At 61.7% G+C, this 16,503-nt stretch carries 15 protein-coding genes; 9 read left to right on the top strand and 6 right to left on the bottom strand.

Features of this window, described 5'->3' with window-relative positions:
• Window positions 1-202: 202 nt before the first annotated feature.
• A complete protein-coding gene (locus GVL52_RS20155) occupies window positions 203-616 on the bottom strand; it encodes a cupin domain-containing protein (protein ID WP_160010431.1) in 414 nt (137 codons plus the stop codon).
• Window positions 617-711: 95 nt separating this feature from the next.
• Between GVL52_RS20155 and GVL52_RS20150 the strand changes: the two genes are divergently transcribed.
• The 9 genes from GVL52_RS20150 (at window position 712) to GVL52_RS20110 (ending at window position 11,676) form a co-directional block, all read left to right on the top strand.
• Window positions 712-1,500: an ABC transporter ATP-binding protein gene (locus tag GVL52_RS20150; protein WP_160010429.1), complete on the top strand. Its 789-nt coding sequence runs from the start codon at window positions 712-714 to the stop codon at window positions 1,498-1,500.
• Between the two features lie 180 nt (window positions 1,501-1,680).
• The gene (locus GVL52_RS20145) at window positions 1,681-2,565 is read left to right on the top strand and encodes an ABC transporter permease (protein WP_160010427.1); all 885 of its coding nucleotides are present in this window, start codon (window positions 1,681-1,683) and stop codon (window positions 2,563-2,565) included.
• Window positions 2,562-3,683: an ABC transporter permease gene (locus GVL52_RS20140; protein WP_160010425.1), complete on the top strand. Its 1,122-nt coding sequence runs from the start codon at window positions 2,562-2,564 to the stop codon at window positions 3,681-3,683. Before GVL52_RS20145 ends, GVL52_RS20140 begins: the two co-directional genes overlap by 4 nt.
• A gap of 58 nt (window positions 3,684-3,741) precedes the next feature.
• Window positions 3,742-4,713 (top strand): ABC transporter substrate-binding protein, encoded by a 972-nt coding sequence (locus tag GVL52_RS20135; RefSeq protein WP_160010423.1) that lies wholly within the window; start codon window positions 3,742-3,744, stop codon window positions 4,711-4,713.
• 405 nt (window positions 4,714-5,118) lie between these two features.
• Window positions 5,119-6,339 carry an efflux RND transporter periplasmic adaptor subunit gene (locus tag GVL52_RS20130; RefSeq protein WP_244619238.1) on the top strand — a complete coding sequence of 407 codons (1,221 nt, stop codon included), beginning with the start codon at window positions 5,119-5,121 and terminating at the stop codon, window positions 6,337-6,339.
• 11 nt (window positions 6,340-6,350) lie between these two features.
• Complete coding sequence (locus GVL52_RS20125; RefSeq protein ID WP_160010421.1) at window positions 6,351-9,647, top strand: efflux RND transporter permease subunit; 3,297 nt, start codon at window positions 6,351-6,353, stop codon at window positions 9,645-9,647.
• A 204-nt stretch (window positions 9,648-9,851) separates the two neighbouring features.
• Complete coding sequence (locus GVL52_RS20120) at window positions 9,852-10,184, top strand: hypothetical protein (RefSeq protein ID WP_160010419.1); 333 nt, start codon at window positions 9,852-9,854, stop codon at window positions 10,182-10,184.
• Complete coding sequence (locus tag GVL52_RS20115) at window positions 10,181-10,774, top strand: hypothetical protein (protein WP_160010417.1); 594 nt, start codon at window positions 10,181-10,183, stop codon at window positions 10,772-10,774. Before GVL52_RS20120 ends, GVL52_RS20115 begins: the two co-directional genes overlap by 4 nt.
• A gap of 191 nt (window positions 10,775-10,965) precedes the next feature.
• Window positions 10,966-11,676, top strand: a complete 711-nt coding sequence (locus GVL52_RS20110; protein ID WP_160010415.1) for a Crp/Fnr family transcriptional regulator — start codon at window positions 10,966-10,968, stop codon at window positions 11,674-11,676.
• On the opposite strand, the gene ureG is transcribed toward GVL52_RS20110, so the two are convergent.
• The 5 genes from ureG to ureC form a co-directional block, all read right to left on the bottom strand.
• Window positions 11,654-12,265 (bottom strand): urease accessory protein UreG, encoded by a 612-nt coding sequence (gene ureG / locus GVL52_RS20105; protein ID WP_160010413.1) that lies wholly within the window; start codon window positions 12,263-12,265, stop codon window positions 11,654-11,656. The two genes, GVL52_RS20110 and ureG, sit on opposite strands and share 23 nt — an antisense overlap.
• 103 nt (window positions 12,266-12,368) lie before the next feature.
• Complete coding sequence (locus tag GVL52_RS20100) at window positions 12,369-13,040, bottom strand: urease accessory protein UreF (RefSeq protein ID WP_160010411.1); 672 nt, start codon at window positions 13,038-13,040, stop codon at window positions 12,369-12,371.
• 15 nt (window positions 13,041-13,055) lie between these two features.
• Entirely contained in the window at window positions 13,056-13,517 is a 462-nt protein-coding gene (gene ureE, locus GVL52_RS20095) for an urease accessory protein UreE (protein WP_160010409.1), read from the bottom strand.
• Between the two features lie 106 nt (window positions 13,518-13,623).
• Window positions 13,624-14,451 carry a GGDEF domain-containing protein gene (locus GVL52_RS20090; RefSeq protein WP_160010407.1) on the bottom strand — a complete coding sequence of 276 codons (828 nt, stop codon included), beginning with the start codon at window positions 14,449-14,451 and terminating at the stop codon, window positions 13,624-13,626.
• Between the two features lie 342 nt (window positions 14,452-14,793).
• Entirely contained in the window at window positions 14,794-16,503 is a 1,710-nt protein-coding gene (gene ureC / locus GVL52_RS20085; RefSeq protein WP_160010405.1) for an urease subunit alpha, read from the bottom strand.

The raw sequence follows: 16,503 nt of genomic DNA, 5'->3' as shown, positions 1-16,503 counted from the left end.
CATCTGCCCTGGCGGGCATCTTCTCCCCCACGGGGAGAAGATGCCCGCCAGGGCAGATGAGGGGGGCGACCGCCGAAAGGCGGTCGCGCATGGAGCGCAAGCGACAGGCAAAGATCCGGGGCACATAGAAAACGGCATACCGTGCAGCCCCCTCATCCGACCCTACGGGCCACCTTCTCCCCGTGGGGGAGAAGGGAAAAAGCTAGACAGGCACCACCTTGTCCAACTCCGGCAACAGCACGACGCTTTCCTGCTCGTTCGGATCGGTGCGGGCGATGATCGCCGTGCACGGCGTACTGCTGAGATTGGCCGGGAGGTGCGGCACCCCCGCCGGGATATAGAACAGTTCGCCGGCATGGACCACGACATGATGCTCGAGGTCGTCGCCGTACCACGTATGCGCCTCGCCCGACAGCATGTAGATCGCGGTCTCGTGCGCCTCGTGCAGATGCGCCTTGGCGCGCACGCCGGGCGGGATCGTCAGCAGGTGCATGCAGATCCCCTTGGCACCGACCGTCTCGGCGGCGATGCCCTGGAAATAGCTCAGCCCCTGCTTGCCGTCATAGGCATGGTCGGGGCGGACAATATGGCAGGTAGGCTTTGATGTCGCATCCATCGTCATCCTCCATGGCGCTTGCCGGTGCGGCAAAAACAGATACCGATATTACCACGCAAACCACCGCAACGCGGGGAAAACAGGATCGTTCAGCCTTGACGCAAGCTTCCTCCGTCGTATCCGCCAAGGATCTCTGCCTGACCTACCAGGCCGATGACGCGCCAGTGCATGCGCTGAGCAATGTCAATCTCGATGTCCGCAAGGGCGACTTCGTCTCCTTCATCGGTCCATCCGGCTGCGGCAAGACCACATTCCTCAGGGTCATCGCCGACCTGGAGAAAAAGACCTCCGGCGATATCACCGTCAACGGCATGACGCCGGAAGAAGCCCGCAAGGCCCGCGCCTACGGCTACGTCTTCCAGGCGCCGGCGCTTTATCCGTGGCGTACCATCGAGAAGAACATCGGCCTGCCACTGGAGATCATGAACTATCCGGCCGCCGACCGCCACAAGCGCATCGCCGAAGCCCTCGACCTCGTCAGCCTCACCGGCTTCGAGAAGAAATTCCCCTGGCAGCTCTCGGGCGGCATGCAGCAGCGCGCCTCGATCGCCCGGGCGCTCGCCTTCGACGCCGACCTGCTGTTGATGGACGAACCCTTCGGCGCGCTCGACGAGATCGTCCGCGATCACCTGAACGAAGAGCTGCTGAAACTCTGGGCCCGCACCAACAAGACCATCTGCTTCGTCACCCACTCGATCCCCGAAGCGGTCTACCTCTCCACCAAGATCGTCGTCATGTCCCCCCGCCCCGGCCGCGTCACCGACATCATCGACTCGCCGCTGCCGAGGGAGCGCCCGCTGGATATCCGCGAGACGCCGGAATTCCTCGAGATCGCCCATCGTGTCCGCGAGGGGCTGAGAGCGGGGCATAGCTATGAGCATTAGTAACACCAGTTTTCCCTTCTCCCCAACGGGGAGAAGGTGGCCCGAAGGGTCGGATGAGGGGGGCTTTATTCCAAACTCGTCCGTCGCTTATCGCTCCGGCCGTTCGCTCCATTCGTCGCTCCCCCCCTCATCTGCCCTGCGGGCATCTTCTCCCCGCTGGGGAGAAGAGAGGTGCACCCCATGAAGCCCGACACCCTCAAAGACAAGATCATCCCCGTCACCACCATCCTCGCGGCACTTGTGGTCATCTGGTACATCGCCGCCATCCTGATGAACGCCTCGTTCCAGCGCGACATGGACGCCCGCGGCAAGGTCACGCCATCAACGATGGAGTTCATCGAAAAAACCCTGTCGCAGCCCAAGCCGCTGCTCCCTGCTCCGCATCAGGTCGCCCAGAACTTTTTCGAGAACACCTTCCTGCGCAAGCTCACCAGCAATCGCAGCCTCGTCTATCACAGCGGCGTCACGCTCTCCTCCACAGCCCTCGGCTTTGCCATGGGCACGCTGCTCGGCATCCTGATTGCCGTCGGCATCGTCCATATCAAGGCGCTCGACCGCAGCCTGATGCCGTGGATCATCACCTCGCAGACCATCCCGATTTTGGCGATCGCCCCGATGGTGATCGTCGTCCTCGGCGCCATCAACATCACAGGGCTGATCCCCAAGGCGCTGATCTCGACCTATTTGTCGTTCTTCCCCGTCACCGTCGGCATGGTGAAGGGCCTGCGCTCGCCCGAAATCATGCTGCTCGACCTGATGCGCACCTATAACGCCTCCGCCGCCCAGACCTTCTGGAAACTGCGCGTGCCAGCCTCCGTGCCCTACCTCTTCACCTCGATGAAGGTGGCAATCGCTGCCAGCCTCGTCGGCGCCATCGTCGGCGAACTGCCGACCGGCGCCGTCGCCGGCATCGGCTCGAAGCTGCTCGCCGGCGCCTATTACAGCCAGACCATCGACATCTGGGCCGCCCTTATCGCCGGCTCGCTGCTCGCAGCCTTGCTGATCGCCATCGTCAGCATCGCCGCCAGGATCGTCGACAAAGCCATGGGCGGGAGATCCGCATGAGACATGCATCATGGCAGGGCCTGATCGCCCTCCTCCTCACCATTGCCGCCTTCGTATCGTTGCCGTTGTTTGCCGACACGGCAGCGCGCCCGCCGTCAGACGGCACGACGGCCATCATCCTCGTCCTCATCGCCGCAGCAGCCCTGATTTCCTTCCTGCCGCAATCGCCGACCAGCCGTGCCACCGTTCTGTTCATCGGCGCCCATGGCGGCGCATGGATGCTGCTGATGAGCCTGCGTGGCAACGAGGGACTGGCAGCCAAGCCGTTCTTCCTGCTGATCGCAGCCTGCTGGCTTCTCGCCTGGCGATCAATCAGCGAAATCGTCGAGGTCCGCACGAGGTCCCGCGCCAACGACACGGCGCTGCGGCTGCTGGTGCCGGCAATCTTCGGCGCCTGGATCCTGATCCTCTGGGAAACCGCCACCCGCGGCGCCGGCATCCCCTTCGTGCTGCTACCGCCGCCGAGTGCCATCGGTGCGCGCATCGTCGGCTCGCTGCCGATCCTTGGCGACGATGTCAGGCAGACGATCTTCAAGGCCGTACTCGCTGGCTACGTCATCGGCTGCACCTGCGGCTTCATCGTCGCCATCCTCGCCGACCGCGTCGCCTTCCTGCGCCGCGGCCTGCTGCCGATCGGCAACATGGTCTCGGCGCTACCGATGATCGGCGTCGCGCCGATCATGGTCATGTGGTTCGGCTTCGACTGGCAATCCAAGGCCGCCGTCGTCGTCATCATGACCTTTTTCCCGATGCTGGTGAACACGGTGGCGGGTCTCACGGCGTCCGGTCCGATGGAGCGCGACCTGATGCAGACCTATGCCTCCAGCTACTGGCAGACACTGCTGAAGCTTAGGCTTCCGGCGGCAATGCCGTTCATTTTCAATGCACTTAAGATCAACTCGACGCTGGCATTGATTGGTGCCATCGTCGCCGAGTTCTTTGGTACGCCGATCGTCGGCATGGGCTTTCGCATCTCCACCGAGATCGGGCGCATGAATGTCGACATGGTCTGGGCCGAAATCGCCGTTGCGGCGCTGGCAGGCTCGATCTTCTATGGCGTCGTCGCCCTGACAGAGCGGGCGGTGACGTTCTGGCATCCGTCTATCCGTGGTGGCTAGGCGTCGCTTATTCCCGCAAGCGGGATTGGCACAACAAAAGAGAGAGGGAACCAAGAAAATGAAAAAACTGGTTATGGCAATGATGGCGAGCGCGATGTCGCTCGCAGCAGCCCATGCGATGGCTGCAGACAAGGTGACGCTTCAGCTGAAGTGGGTCACCCAGTCGCAGTTCGCCGGCTATTACGTCGCCAAGGAAAAGGGCTACTACGAAGAGGAAGGCCTCGACGTCGATATCAAGCCGGGCGGCCCTGACATTGCTCCTGAGCAGGTGATCGCCGGCGGCGGTGCCGATGTGATCGTCGACTGGATGGGTGGCGCATTGGTGGCCCGCGAAAAGGGCGTTCCGCTGGTCAACATCGCCCAGCCGTTCCAGAAGTCCGGCATGGAACTGATTTGCCGCAAGGATGGCCCGATCAAGACCGAAGCCGATTTCAAGGGCCACACGCTCGGCGTCTGGTTCTTCGGCAACGAGTATCCTTTCTTCGCCTGGATGAGCAAGCTCGGCCTGAAGACTGAAGGCGGCGCCGATGGCGTCACTGTCCTGAAGCAGAGCTTCGACGTGCAGCCGCTGCTGCAGAAGCAGGCCGATTGCATCTCCGTCATGACCTACAATGAATACTGGCAGGCAATCGATGCAGGCTTCAAGCCGGAAGAACTGACGGTGTTCAACTACACCGCCATGGGCAACGACCTGCTCGAAGACGGCCTCTATGCCTCCGGCGACAAGCTCAAGGACCCGGCCTTCAAGGAAAAGATGGCCAAGTTCGTCAAGGCTTCGATGAAGGGCTGGAAATACGCCGTCGAAAATCCTGACGACGCAGCCGGCATCGTCGTCGACGCCGGTGGCCAGGACGAAAATCACCAGAAGCGGATGATGGGCGAAGTGGCCAAGCTGATCGGCGACGGCACCGGCAAGCTCGACACCACGCTCTATGACCGCACAGCAAAGGCGCTGCTGGATCAGAAGATCATCACCAAGGCACCCACGGATGCCTGGACCCACGACATCACCGACGCCGCTGCCAAGTAGGCGCGTCAACAGACAAGGAGGACGCGCGGGCAGGTCCCGCGCGTTTTTCATGACCCGACAGAAAAAATTCAGTCTCCTGTCGGGCTGGCCCGCCTCCGCACGTCATAGGAATGACGGAATTGCGATCAACAAACCGAATGTCGGCATCACGCGGCAGTGATTGATCTGTGAGCCGAACGTAATTATTGTGCGCTGCGAGGAATTATTTTCTGCCGGACTTGTGCGATGGGCAAAACGATACCACGTACAATCCGGCTGTGCCGGACGAGGGTCATCTTACTCTGTAAGAGACGGCAGGCGATGCGGGAATATTCTGGGCATACACGGACGGGAGCAGGCCTTCGCGAGCTGAGGACAAGGCGCGAGTTTGGCCAACCTTTTTTTTCAAAGACTGGACCAAGACGCATGGTACGCATGACGCCTAAAAACATGACGCCTAAGACTCGACGCGCCTCCACCCTGATTGTGGCAGCCTTTGCCGCATCGGCAGCGTTTGCGCAGATTGCCGTTGCCCAGGAAGCAGCCGTGGCCACGCCGCAGCAGAATCTGCCTGCCATCGTCGTCACCAAGGCATCGACCCGCCAGCTGGTCGATCGCGTCATCGCCACCGGCACGGTCAAGCCTGTCGAGGAAATCTACATCCAGCCGCAGGTCGAGGGCCTGTCGATCCGTTCCCTCAATGCCGATGTCGGTGACAAGGTCACATCAGGGAGTGCGCTCGCGACCCTGAACGATGATGCGCTGGTGCTCGAAAAGAGCCAGCTGCAGGCAACAAGGGCGAAGAACGAGGCAAGCCTCGCACAGTTGCGCGCCCAGTTGATCGAAGCCCAGGCCAATGCCGAGCAGGGCCGCCAGCAGCAGGCCCGCGCCCAGGAAATGGGCAAGAAGGGCACGGTATCGACAGCAACGGTGGAGCAGGCCGATGCCGCAGCTGCGTCTGCCAATGCCCGCGTCTCGTCTGCCGAGCAGGCGATCCAGGTGGCGCTTGCCGACATCAAGGTCACCGAAAGCCAGGTGGCCGACGCCGATCTGAAGCTGGCCCGCACTGATGTGAAGACCCCTGTCGATGGCACCGTCGCCGCCAAGACCGCCAAGGTCGGCGCCATCGCATCCGGCACCGGCGAGCCGCTCTTCACCATCATCCGCGACGACAAGATCGAGCTCGTGGCCGAAGTCGGCGAAAACGACATCGTCAAGATCGAGCACGGCCAGAAGGCCACGATTTCGCTTTCGGGCAGCCGCGACAAGCTCACCGGCTCAGTGCGTCTCGTCTCGCCTACCGTCGATCCGCTGACCCGCCTTGGCCTCGTCCACATCCTGATCGACGACAGCAGCAAGGCGCGCTCCGGCATGTATGGCAGCGCGGATATCACCGTGCGGACGACGGAGAACGTCGCCCTGCCGCTCTCTGCCGTGCTGACCACCAATGAGGGCTCTTCAGCCCGCGAAGTCGTCGACAATGTGGTAAAGTTCGTGGAGGTCGAGACGGGCATCCAGGACGGATCCTATGTCGAGATCACCAAAGGACTGACTGCCGGCCAGGAAGTCGTTGCCAAGGCGGGCGCCTATGTCCGCGATGGCGATCACATCACGCCGGTCCGTGACCAGCCCCCGGTTTCCAACTAAGAGACGGCCCGATGAACTTTTCAGCCTGGTCCATCCGAAATCCGATCGCGCCGCTTCTGGCCTTTGCGCTGCTGCTCTTTGTCGGCATCCAGGCCTTCAACAAGCTGCCGATCACGCGGTTCCCGAACATCGACGTTCCCCTGGTGTCGATCATCGTCACCCAGAGCGGCGCATCGCCTGCCGAACTCGAAACACAGGTGACGAAGGAGATCGAGGACGCCGTTGCCAGCATCAACGGCATCGACGAAATCCAGTCGACGGTCACCGACGGCCAGTCGCAGACCAACGTCATGTTCCGCATGGAAGTGCCGACCGAGCAGGCCGTGCAGGACACCAAGGACGCGATCGATCGCATTCGCGGCGACCTGCCGGCGAACGTCGATGAGCCGATCGTCTCCAAGGTCGATGTCGAGGGCCAGGCGATCCAGACCTTCGCAGTCTCCTCGCCCGACATGACGCTCGAGGAGCTGTCGTGGTTCGTCGATGACACCGTCAAGCGCGCCCTGCAGGGCCAGACCGGCATCGGTCGGGTCGATCGCTACGGCGGGGCCGACCGCGAAGTGCGCATCGAGCTCAACCCCGACCGGCTGAACGCCTACGGCATCACCGCCGCAAGCGTCAACCAGCAGCTACGCGGCACCAACGTCGATCTTGGCTCAGGCCGCGGCCAGGTGGCCGGAGCCGAGCAGGCGATCCGTGTTCTGGGCGACGCCCGCAATGTTGCCGAGCTCGCCAACACCACGATCGCTCTGCCCAACGGCCGCTTCGTCAAGGTTTCCGATCTCGGCGCCATCAAGGACACCTACGAGGAGCCCAAGTCCTTCTCGCGCTTCAACGACACGCCTGTCGTCACCTTCGGCGTGTTCCGCTCGAAGGGCGCCAGCGAAGTCAGCGTCGCCGAAACCGTATCGAAGAGCCTGGAGAAGGTACGGGCCGAAAACCCGAACGTGAAGCTCGAGCTGATCGACGATTCCGTCTACTTCACCTACGGCAACTACGAAGCCGCCCTGCACACGCTGATCGAAGGCGCCCTGCTCGCCATCATCGTCGTGTTCCTGTTTCTCAGAAACTGGCGTGCGACGCTGATCTCGGCAGTTGCCTTGCCCCTCTCCGCGATCCCAACCTTCTGGATCATGGACCTGATGGGCTTCTCGCTGAATCTCGTCAGCTTCCTGGCGCTGACGCTGGCGACCGGCATTCTCGTCGATGACGCCATCGTCGAGATCGAGAACATTGCCCGCCACATCAAGATGGGCAAGACACCCTATCGCGCCGCCATCGAAGCCGCCGACGAAATCGGGCTGGCGGTCATTGCCACCACCTTCACCATCATCGCCGTCTTCGTGCCGGTGTCGTTCATGCCCGGCATTCCCGGCCAGTACTTCATCCAGTTCGGCCTGACGGTCGCCTTCTCGGTGTTCTTCTCGCTGATGGTGGCGCGCCTGATAACGCCGATGATGGCCGCCTATCTGATGCGTGCCGAAGACGGCATGGAAGACCACCACGACAATGACGGCGCCTTCTTCCGCGGCTACAGCCGCCTGGTGCGCGCCACCACCAGCCGCTGGTGGACCCGGTACCTGACATTGGTTGCCGCCATCGCCTTCCTCGTCGGTTCCGTGGCCCTGCTCTCCCAGGTCCCCGGCAGTTTCCTGCCGCCGGAGGACGCCTCGCGTATCGTGCTCTCCGTCGAACTGCCGCCGAACGCGACGCTCGACGACACCGAAGCCACGACCAACGAGGTCTACAAGAACGTCCGTCATATCAACGGCGTGGAAAGCGTCTTCGTGCTCGGTGGCGCATCGCCGAAGGGCGAACTCGAACTGCGCCGCGCAACGGTGACGCTTGCCTTGCAGAAGCTTGACCAGTCCCTGATCAAGAAGCTCGTCAACGACGTGCTCGGCTCGATCCCTGTGATCGGCCCGCATCTGCCGAAGGTCGAGCTTCACGGCCGCGTTCGCCCGCAGTGGGATATCGAAAAGGAAGTCTTCGCCAAGCTCCGCCATATCCCCGACGTCCGCATCCTGAAACTCAACGACCGCGGCGAGCGCGACCTGTCGTTCAACTTCCTCTCCAAGAACGAGAAGGACCTGACCGATGCCGTCGGCATCCTGGAATCCAAGCTGCGTGCCGATCCGGTGCTCGCCAATGTCAGCGCCGATGGCGCCCTGCCCCGTCCGGAACTGCAGGTTCGCCCGCGCAAGGATCAGGCAGCCCGCCTCGGCATCACCCCGCAGCAGATCTCCGAGACCATCCGCGTCGCCACCATCGGCGATATCGATGCATCCCTTGCCAAGATCAATCTCGACGATCGCCAGATCCCGATCCGGGTGCAGGCCTCGCTCGACATGCGCCGTGATCTTGCGGCACTGCGCGCGCTGAAGATCCAGACGGCAACCGGCGGCACCGTGCCGCTGGCGACCGTGGCCGACATCGACTATTCCGAAGGCGTCAGCTCGATCAAGCGCAACAACCGCAACCGCGTCGTTGCCATCGGCTCCGACCTGCCGCAGGGCGTGGCGCTCGATACCGCTTCGGCCCGCTTCCGCCAGATCGTCAAGGACGCCAACATTCCGCCGAGCGTGCAGCTCGTCGAAAGCGGCGATACCAAGGTGCAGAACGAGATGCAGCAGAGCTTCGTCAACGCCATGTTGATGGGCCTGATGCTGGTGCTGACGGTGCTGATCCTGCTCTTCAAGGACGTGATCCAGCCCTTTACCATCCTGTTCTCGCTACCGCTCGCCATCGGCGGCGTCGCCGTCGGCCTGCTGCTGACCAACAACCCGCTGTCGATGCCGGTGCTGATCGGCATCCTGATGCTGATGGGCATCGTGACCAAGAACGCCATCCTGCTCGTCGATTTCGCCATCGAGATGCGTCATCGCGGCATGGAACGCGTCGAAGCCATGGTGGAAGCCGGCCGCAAGCGCGCCCGCCCGATCATCATGACCTCGATCGCCATGTCGGCCGGCATGCTGCCATCGGCGCTCGGCGTCGGCGAAGGCGGTTCGTTCCGCGCGCCGATGGCGATTGCCGTCATCGGCGGCATCATCGTCTCGACGGTGCTGTCGCTGGTCGTCGTGCCCTCCTTCTTCCTGATCATGGACGATCTCTCCCGCCTGCTCGGCTGGATGTTCGGCCGTCTGGTCGGCACGAAGGATCAGGAGGAACTGCCGCTATCGCGCGAAGAGCTGACAAGCGCCGTCAACACGCTCGACGGCCGCGTCACGGCGATCGAGAAGCCGGAGACCAAGCAGGGCAAATCCGGCGGCAACGTGGTCCGCCTGCCACCGTTCGCGGCGGAGTGAATTACAGAGTGAAAAGCCGGGGTTCGCCCCGGCCACCAACGAAAATGTGGAATCCAGACCGATCTCCCAGACCTTGGCCTTGTGATAGGGGCAAGGGCTGACGCCTGCGCTGTCGAAGATTTTTGGCAAACCCGGTTCAGCACAATCCTTGCCACTCATGTGCAATCCACACATATATATGTGAAGCCAACGGAGGGTTGCTCGATGTTGAAGAACACGACTATGAATCTGCCCGATGAATTGGTTGCTAGGGTGAGAGCGTATGCCGCCCAAAATCGGACAACCATGACCGCGATCGTGCGTGAGCATTTTGAAGCGATCACCGAACCGGAGAGAGAGATTTCCGACGAGGACCCGCTTCTCGCTTACTCGAAAGGGCTCCTCTCAAGGCGAGAGGTTGTGCGCCGCCTTGGTCTGAGGGACTACGCAGACCTGCTCATCGCTCTGGGAGACGCCGACCTTCCCATGCCGCTTCCTCCGGCACACGAAATCGAAAACCAGGCTGCCACCTTCGCAAAGCTTTGGAGGATGGGGTGAAGAGGTGCACGATCATCCTACCTGACGCGGGTCCTATCAATAGCCTGTGGGTGGCTGATCGGCTTAATCTGCTGCTTGAACTGGACATGCGGATTGTTATCCTTGACGCCGTCTATGACGAACTCACCAGCGATCTTTCCTACCTCAAGGATACCGAAGTTAAAGATTTTATCGATGGCAACTCTCCACCCTTCGTGATCGAGCGGACAGACATCGGTAAGACCGAGCGACAAAAGCGGCGGCTTGGGCAAAAACTCAAGAAGAACGCCGGAGAACTCGCAATGGTCGACTTCCTCTCCGACGAAGGCGGCCTTGAACGCTATCTCAAGGGCAATGAACCTGTCGCGATCCTGTTCGAAGACGCTGGCCTGAGGGTTTTCAACAGGCCACCAAATCTCCACCTGATCTCAACCGTGGGCCTGCTCCGTGGATTGGAAGATGTGGGCGTCATCGCATCAGCGGACGATGTCATCGATGAAATGCTTCATCCGAGCAAGCCCGGCAGAAGGCCAGAGGACGCAAGAAAGTTCACCGATCTTCCTGAAGGAGTCGATGAGGCCGCACCAATTGGCAGCTCTTGGAAGCCCTGAACGAGAGGCAGTCCGTCCCCAATCTTTATCGCCTGATCGCGGTTCCAGATTTTCGTTCGTGGCTGGGTGTTCGCCCGGCCTTTTCGTTTCTTGCCCGCAATTGATGCAGATCAAGTTTCGCGTTGCTCGTTCCGGCTATTTTGGTCGCATGGCAGGCACAGAGCCTGCGACCGAGGAACGTGGAGAAACAGATGACGACGGGCATGAAACTGAGCAGCGCGCACAAGGCCATGCTTGGCGAAACCATTCTCTTTTCCGGGCTCAACCGGGATGAGCGCAACGCGTTGCTGTCCTGTGCGATGATCGTGCGATACCAGATGCACGACATCCTGTTCCACCAGGGCGAACAGGCCGCGTTCTTCTATTGCGTTCTGACCGGCTTTGCCCGGCTGTACCGTCTTGGCGGCGATCACCAGGAAGGCGACATCAGGATATGCGAGCCGGGCGACAGCTTCGCCGAATGCATGGTCATGGATGGCGGTGACTATCGCTACGGCGCCCAGGCAATGGAACATTCGATCTTCGCACGCTTCGATCTCGAGCGGGTCCGGGCGTTGCTGGACGAGCGCCCGCATATCGGCATCGCCATCATGCGCAGTCTCTCCGAGCATCTTCTGACGACGATCGATTGCCTGGCGAGCGACCGGATGCAGACGGCACCGCAGCGGGTCGCCACCTATCTTCTGACCCATTGCAAGCCGGAGGGTCTGGCGGCGTCGATGCGCCTGCCGTTCCAGAAGAGCCTGCTTGCCAGAAAGCTTGGGCTTGCGCCCGAAGCCCTCTCCCGCGCCTTCTCGTCGCTACGCGCCGCCGGTGTCACTGTCAGCGGCCGTTCGATCGAGATCAGCAATCTCAATGTCCTCAAGACTGTTCCGGCGCTTACAGCCCGCCATGCACCTTGAGAAAATCGACGATCGAGCCGATGCCATCGCCGCGCTTCATGTCTGAAAACACGAAGGGCCGCGTCTCGCGCATCCGCGTCGCATCGCGATCCATTACATCCAGGTCGGCACCAACGTAGGGCGCCAGGTCCTTCTTGTTGATGACAAGCAGGTCCGACTTGGTGATACCGGGGCCGCCCTTGCGCGGGATTTCCTCGCCCTGGCAGACCGAGATCACGTAGATGGTGATGTCGGCCAGATCCGGCGAGAAGGTCGCGGCCAGATTGTCGCCGCCCGACTCGATGAAGATCACGTCCAGATCCGGAATGCGCTCGTTCAGGCCCGCAATCGCCTGCAGATTGATGGTCGCATCTTCGCGGATGGCGGTATGCGGGCAACCGCCGGTTTCCACCCCGACGATGCGGTCCGATGGCAGCGCCTGCATGCGCATCAGCGCCTCGGCATCCTCTGTCGTGTAGATGTCGTTGGTCACGACGGCGACCGAATAATCGTCGCGCATCGCCTTGCAGAGCTTTTCCGTCAGCGCCGTCTTGCCCGAACCAACCGGCCCGCCGATCCCGACCCGCAGAGGTCCATTTCCTGATTTCATAGTCTGAACTCCAATCGAAATTGATGATAGCGCGCGGGCTGAAAGCCGACCACCGGCAAATGGCGCAGGCGAGACCCGACGGAGGCCCCCTTCGCCGGAATATTCACGACCGGAACAGTCGTGTCGATTGCGTCTCGTGGCGCAGCGCCATGATGTCGGCCTGAACGGTCGCCGAGCCCAGATCGTCGACCGTCGAGGCGACAGCCTTTCGCGCAACTGCCGCAATATCGACTTCCCGCGCAGCCACGATAGCGACGCCATCCTTCTGGCCGGTAACACTAAGCCGGATGCCGGATGAAACCGCTTGCGAGACATAGGCATGCAGGAAGGCGGCAATCGCCTTTTCGGCAGCAATTCCGTGCGCACCGGAAACCGCCCCGACGGCAACGGGATAGGCAACATGCTTCGGCAGGCGCTCGAACACCGCATCGGGCCAGGCTTGCGCGGCCGACAGGAAAGCGTCGCCCAACAGCATCGTCTCCTGATGCCGTTCACGCGAACCGGCCAACGCTTCCGAAAGTTCCGCCACAGCGGCCAAGGCTGCGGCATCGCCCTGCACCCGATGGCTCTCGGCAAGCAGCACCGCATCGTTCCACACCGCGCCATGCGTCAGCAACGCGCCGACCCAGTCGCCGAGGGAGCTGGCGTCCCTGACCAGCCCATCATGCACGGCGCGCTCCAGCCCGCCCGAATAGGCAAAGGAGCCCACGGGAAAGGCCGGCGACAGCCACGCCATCAGCCGCAGCAATGCCTTGAGATCGCCGTCCTCGGTCATGTCGGATCAGTCGTCCTAATGGTCATGCCCATGCGAATGGCTGCCGTGAGAATGATAGGCGCCGCGCGCCGGCTGGAACGGCTCGGTGACATCGGTCACCGTCGCACCCAGCCCCTCGAGCATCGCGCGGATCACGTGATCGCGCAGGATCAGGATGCGTTCGTCCTCGATCTGCGCACCGAGGTGGCGATTGCCGAGATGCCAGGCGAGCTCGATCAGATGCAGGCGATCCCTGGCCTTGATCTCGAACAGTTTCTCGTCGGCGGCAACGATCTCGATCAACTCGCCATCGCCAAGCACCAGCATGTCGCCATTGGCAAACAGCACCGGCTCCTTCAGGTCGAGCATCACCATTTCGCCATTGTCGAGATGCAGCAGCTTGCGCCTCAGATGCCTCAGATCATGCGGCAGAACGACCTTGCCGGTGGGATGAGAGGATGGCGTGCCGGCCGGCAGGTAGGAGGTGATGTACTGCATGATATGTCCATTCGGGTTCAGACCGTGACCATGCAAAATAGCCTTGGGGTAAGCAAGGGCCAAAACACCGGAACGAGCACTATCCAGCGTTCCGGCCAACCGCCATCTAGTGCATGACGGCAGACCGGCCGTCATGCGTGATCTCGTCGGGGTTGCGCAACCGGCGCTGCAATCCCTCGTCTTCGTGAATGACCCGATTGCGACCGAGTGTCTTTGCCAGATAAAGCGCCTTGTCGGCAGCAGAGTAGACCGCCTCCTTGCTCCGCCCCTCACCCAGTTCGGCAATACCGGCCGACACGGTGATGTTGACCATAAGGCCGTCGACGGCGATCGGGTTCTCCGCAAGCGTTGCACAGACCGACTTGATCTGCGCGACCCGTTCCTCTTTCAGGGGGGCGACGACCATAACGCCGAACTCTTCGCCCCCAAGCCGCGCCACCATCGACTTGCCGGTAAAGGCAGCGGCAAGTTCGGCGGAAACCGCAATGATGACGGCATCGCCGCAGGTATGACCGAAGCGGTCGTTGATCGCCTTGAAGCGGTCAACGTCGAAGATGGCAAGACAAGCCTGGCCATCCACCTTGTCGAGCGCCTCGGTAAAGGCGCGGCGGTTGAGAAGCCCGGACAGCATGTCGGTGCGGCTCAGCCGCTCGAACTCGGCCCTGGAGACGCTGAGCTGATGCATGGCATAGCCGGCAACCAGTGCCAGCACACCGGAAACGATTCCGCCGATCAGCCAGGAGAGAGCCACGCCATAGATGACAGCATGCTCCAGCGGCATCGGCAGCACACCGGCCCAATCGAGCGGCAACAGCAACAGCGCGATCACCACCGATGACAGCATCACCGCGACGAAGCTCATCTTCAGTGCATATGTGTAGATCGTCAGGCGATTCCTGAAATCGCCAAGCTCTGCCTGGAGTGAAATGTTCATCCGAATCGACCCTTTTGCCCAGCGCCAGGCATATTGATTAGATGCCAACCGCTGCCGAGTTCTTAAGTGAACCATTCAAAATTGAATGAATTTTGCAAATTGATCATGCGCTGCACAATGGCTCAAAACGCGACGGATTCCTGGCCGAATCGAGCCATTGGGGTTCGAAGCTAAGGAATTGATAAAAAACAAATTTTAGGATTTTAGCCGTCGCAGCGTCTCATTTCGGACGCGCCGCCCCAAGGTGGAGCAACACACAGACGAATAACAACTTTAAGGATACGTTACCGAACGTGTAGCAGGAAGTTGGGCCGGCGCCCGGGCGCCGGCCCTTGCAGGGCTCTAGAACAGGAAGTAGCGCTGCGCCATCGGCAGAACCGTCGCCGGTTCGCAGGTCAGCAGCTCGCCATCGGCGCGCACTTCATAGGTCTCGGGATCGACCTCGATATGCGGCGTCAGGCTGTTGTGGATCATCGACGCCTTGGAGATACCGCCACGGGTGTTCTTCACGGCCACAAGCTGCTTGGCAACGCCGAGGCGGCCCTGCAGGCCGGCATCGAGCGATGCCTGCGATACGAAGGTGACCGACGACGTCGTGCGCAGCTTGCCGTAGGCGGCAAACATCGGCCGGTAGTGCATCGGCTGCGGTGTCGGGATCGAGGCGTTCGGATCGCCCATCGGCGCCGCTGCGATCGAGCCGCCAAGCAGCACCATCTCAGGCTTCACCCCGAAGAAGGCCGGGTTCCAGAGAACCAGATCTGCCCGCTTGCCGACTTCGATCGAGCCGATCTCGTGGCTGAGGCCCTGGGCTATCGCCGGATTGATCGTGTACTTGGCGATATAGCGGCGAACACGGAAGTTGTCGTTCTCGCCCTTCTCTTCCTTCAGGCGGCCACGCTGGCGCTTCATCTTGTCGGCCGTCTGCCACGTTCGGATCGCCACCTCGCCGACGCGGCCCATGGCCTGGCTGTCGGACGAGATGATCGAGAAGGCACCGATATCGTGCAGGATGTCTTCGGCAGCGATCGTCTCCTTGCGGATGCGGCTTTCGGCGAAAGCGATATCCTCGGGGATCGACGACGACAGGTGATGGCAGACCATCAGCATATCAAGATGCTCTGCAATCGTGTTGACCGTGTAGGGCCGCGTCGGATTGGTCGATGACGGAATGACGTTCGACTGGCCGCAAATCTTGATGATATCAGGCGCGTGACCGCCACCGGCACCCTCGGTGTGGAAGGCATGGATGGTGCGGCCCTTGAGCGCGCCGATTGTGTCCTCGACGAAGCCGCTCTCGTTCAGCGTGTCGGTGTGGATCATCACCTGGATGTCGTATTCATCGGCAACCGACAGGCAGCAGTCGATCGCGGCCGGCGTCGTGCCCCAGTCCTCATGCAGCTTCAGCGACGACGCGCCGGCCAGCACCATTTCCTCAAGGGCCGCCGGCAGCGAGGCGTTGCCCTTGCCGGCGAGCGCCAGGTTCATCGGGAAGCCGTCGAAGCTTTCGATCATCCGCTCGATGTGCCAGGCGCCGGTGCAGGTGGTGGCGAGCGTGCCGTGTGCCGGCCCGGAGCCGCCGCCGAGCATGCAGGTGATGCCGGACATCAGCGCTTCCTCGATCTGCTGCGGGCAGATGTAGTGGATATGCGCGTCCATGCCGCCGGCGGTGATGATCTTGCCCTCGCCGGCAATCGCTTCTGTCGATGGGCCGACGATGATGTTGACGCCCGGCTGCGTATCCGGATTGCCGGCCTTGCCGATCGCCGCGATACGGCCGTTCTTCAGGCCGATATCGGCCTTGACGATGCCGCTATGGTCGATGATCACGACATTGGTGATGACGGTATCGACGGCACCCTGCGCCCGCGTTGCCTGGCTCTGCCCCATGCCGTCGCGGATGACCTTGCCGCCGCCGAATTTCACCTCTTCGCCGTAGGTGGTGAAATCTTTCTCGATCTCGATGAACAGCTCCGTATCGGCAAGCCGGACCTTGTCGCCGGTGGTCGGGCCGAACATGCCGGCATAGGCGGCGCGGGAAATCTTGTAGGCCAT

The organism is Rhizobium sp. 18055 (assembly GCF_902706285.1).
Lineage (GTDB): Bacteria > Pseudomonadota > Alphaproteobacteria > Rhizobiales > Rhizobiaceae > Rhizobium.
Note: the sequence above shows the minus strand (reverse complement) of the source record. Positions and strands in the feature narration are given on the sequence as shown.

Coding starts and splice junctions, on each gene's coding strand:
- ureG (WP_160010413.1), bottom strand. CDS start 12,265: ATGAAATCAGGAAATGGACCTCTGCGGGTCGGGATCGGCGGGCCGGTT.
- ureC (WP_160010405.1), bottom strand. CDS start 16,503: ATGGCCTACAAGATTTCCCGCGCCGCCTATGCCGGCATGTTCGGCCCG.
- GVL52_RS20135 (WP_160010423.1), top strand. CDS start 3,742: ATGAAAAAACTGGTTATGGCAATGATGGCGAGCGCGATGTCGCTCGCA.
- GVL52_RS20110 (WP_160010415.1), top strand. CDS start 10,966: ATGACGACGGGCATGAAACTGAGCAGCGCGCACAAGGCCATGCTTGGC.
- GVL52_RS20145 (WP_160010427.1), top strand. CDS start 1,681: ATGAAGCCCGACACCCTCAAAGACAAGATCATCCCCGTCACCACCATC.
- GVL52_RS20120 (WP_160010419.1), top strand. CDS start 9,852: ATGTTGAAGAACACGACTATGAATCTGCCCGATGAATTGGTTGCTAGG.
- GVL52_RS20125 (WP_160010421.1), top strand. CDS start 6,351: ATGAACTTTTCAGCCTGGTCCATCCGAAATCCGATCGCGCCGCTTCTG.
- GVL52_RS20155 (WP_160010431.1), bottom strand. CDS start 616: ATGGATGCGACATCAAAGCCTACCTGCCATATTGTCCGCCCCGACCAT.
- GVL52_RS20100 (WP_160010411.1), bottom strand. CDS start 13,040: ATGACCGAGGACGGCGATCTCAAGGCATTGCTGCGGCTGATGGCGTGG.
- GVL52_RS20090 (WP_160010407.1), bottom strand. CDS start 14,451: ATGAACATTTCACTCCAGGCAGAGCTTGGCGATTTCAGGAATCGCCTG.
- GVL52_RS20130 (WP_244619238.1), top strand. CDS start 5,119: ATGGTACGCATGACGCCTAAAAACATGACGCCTAAGACTCGACGCGCC.
- ureE (WP_160010409.1), bottom strand. CDS start 13,517: ATGCAGTACATCACCTCCTACCTGCCGGCCGGCACGCCATCCTCTCAT.
- GVL52_RS20140 (WP_160010425.1), top strand. CDS start 2,562: ATGAGACATGCATCATGGCAGGGCCTGATCGCCCTCCTCCTCACCATT.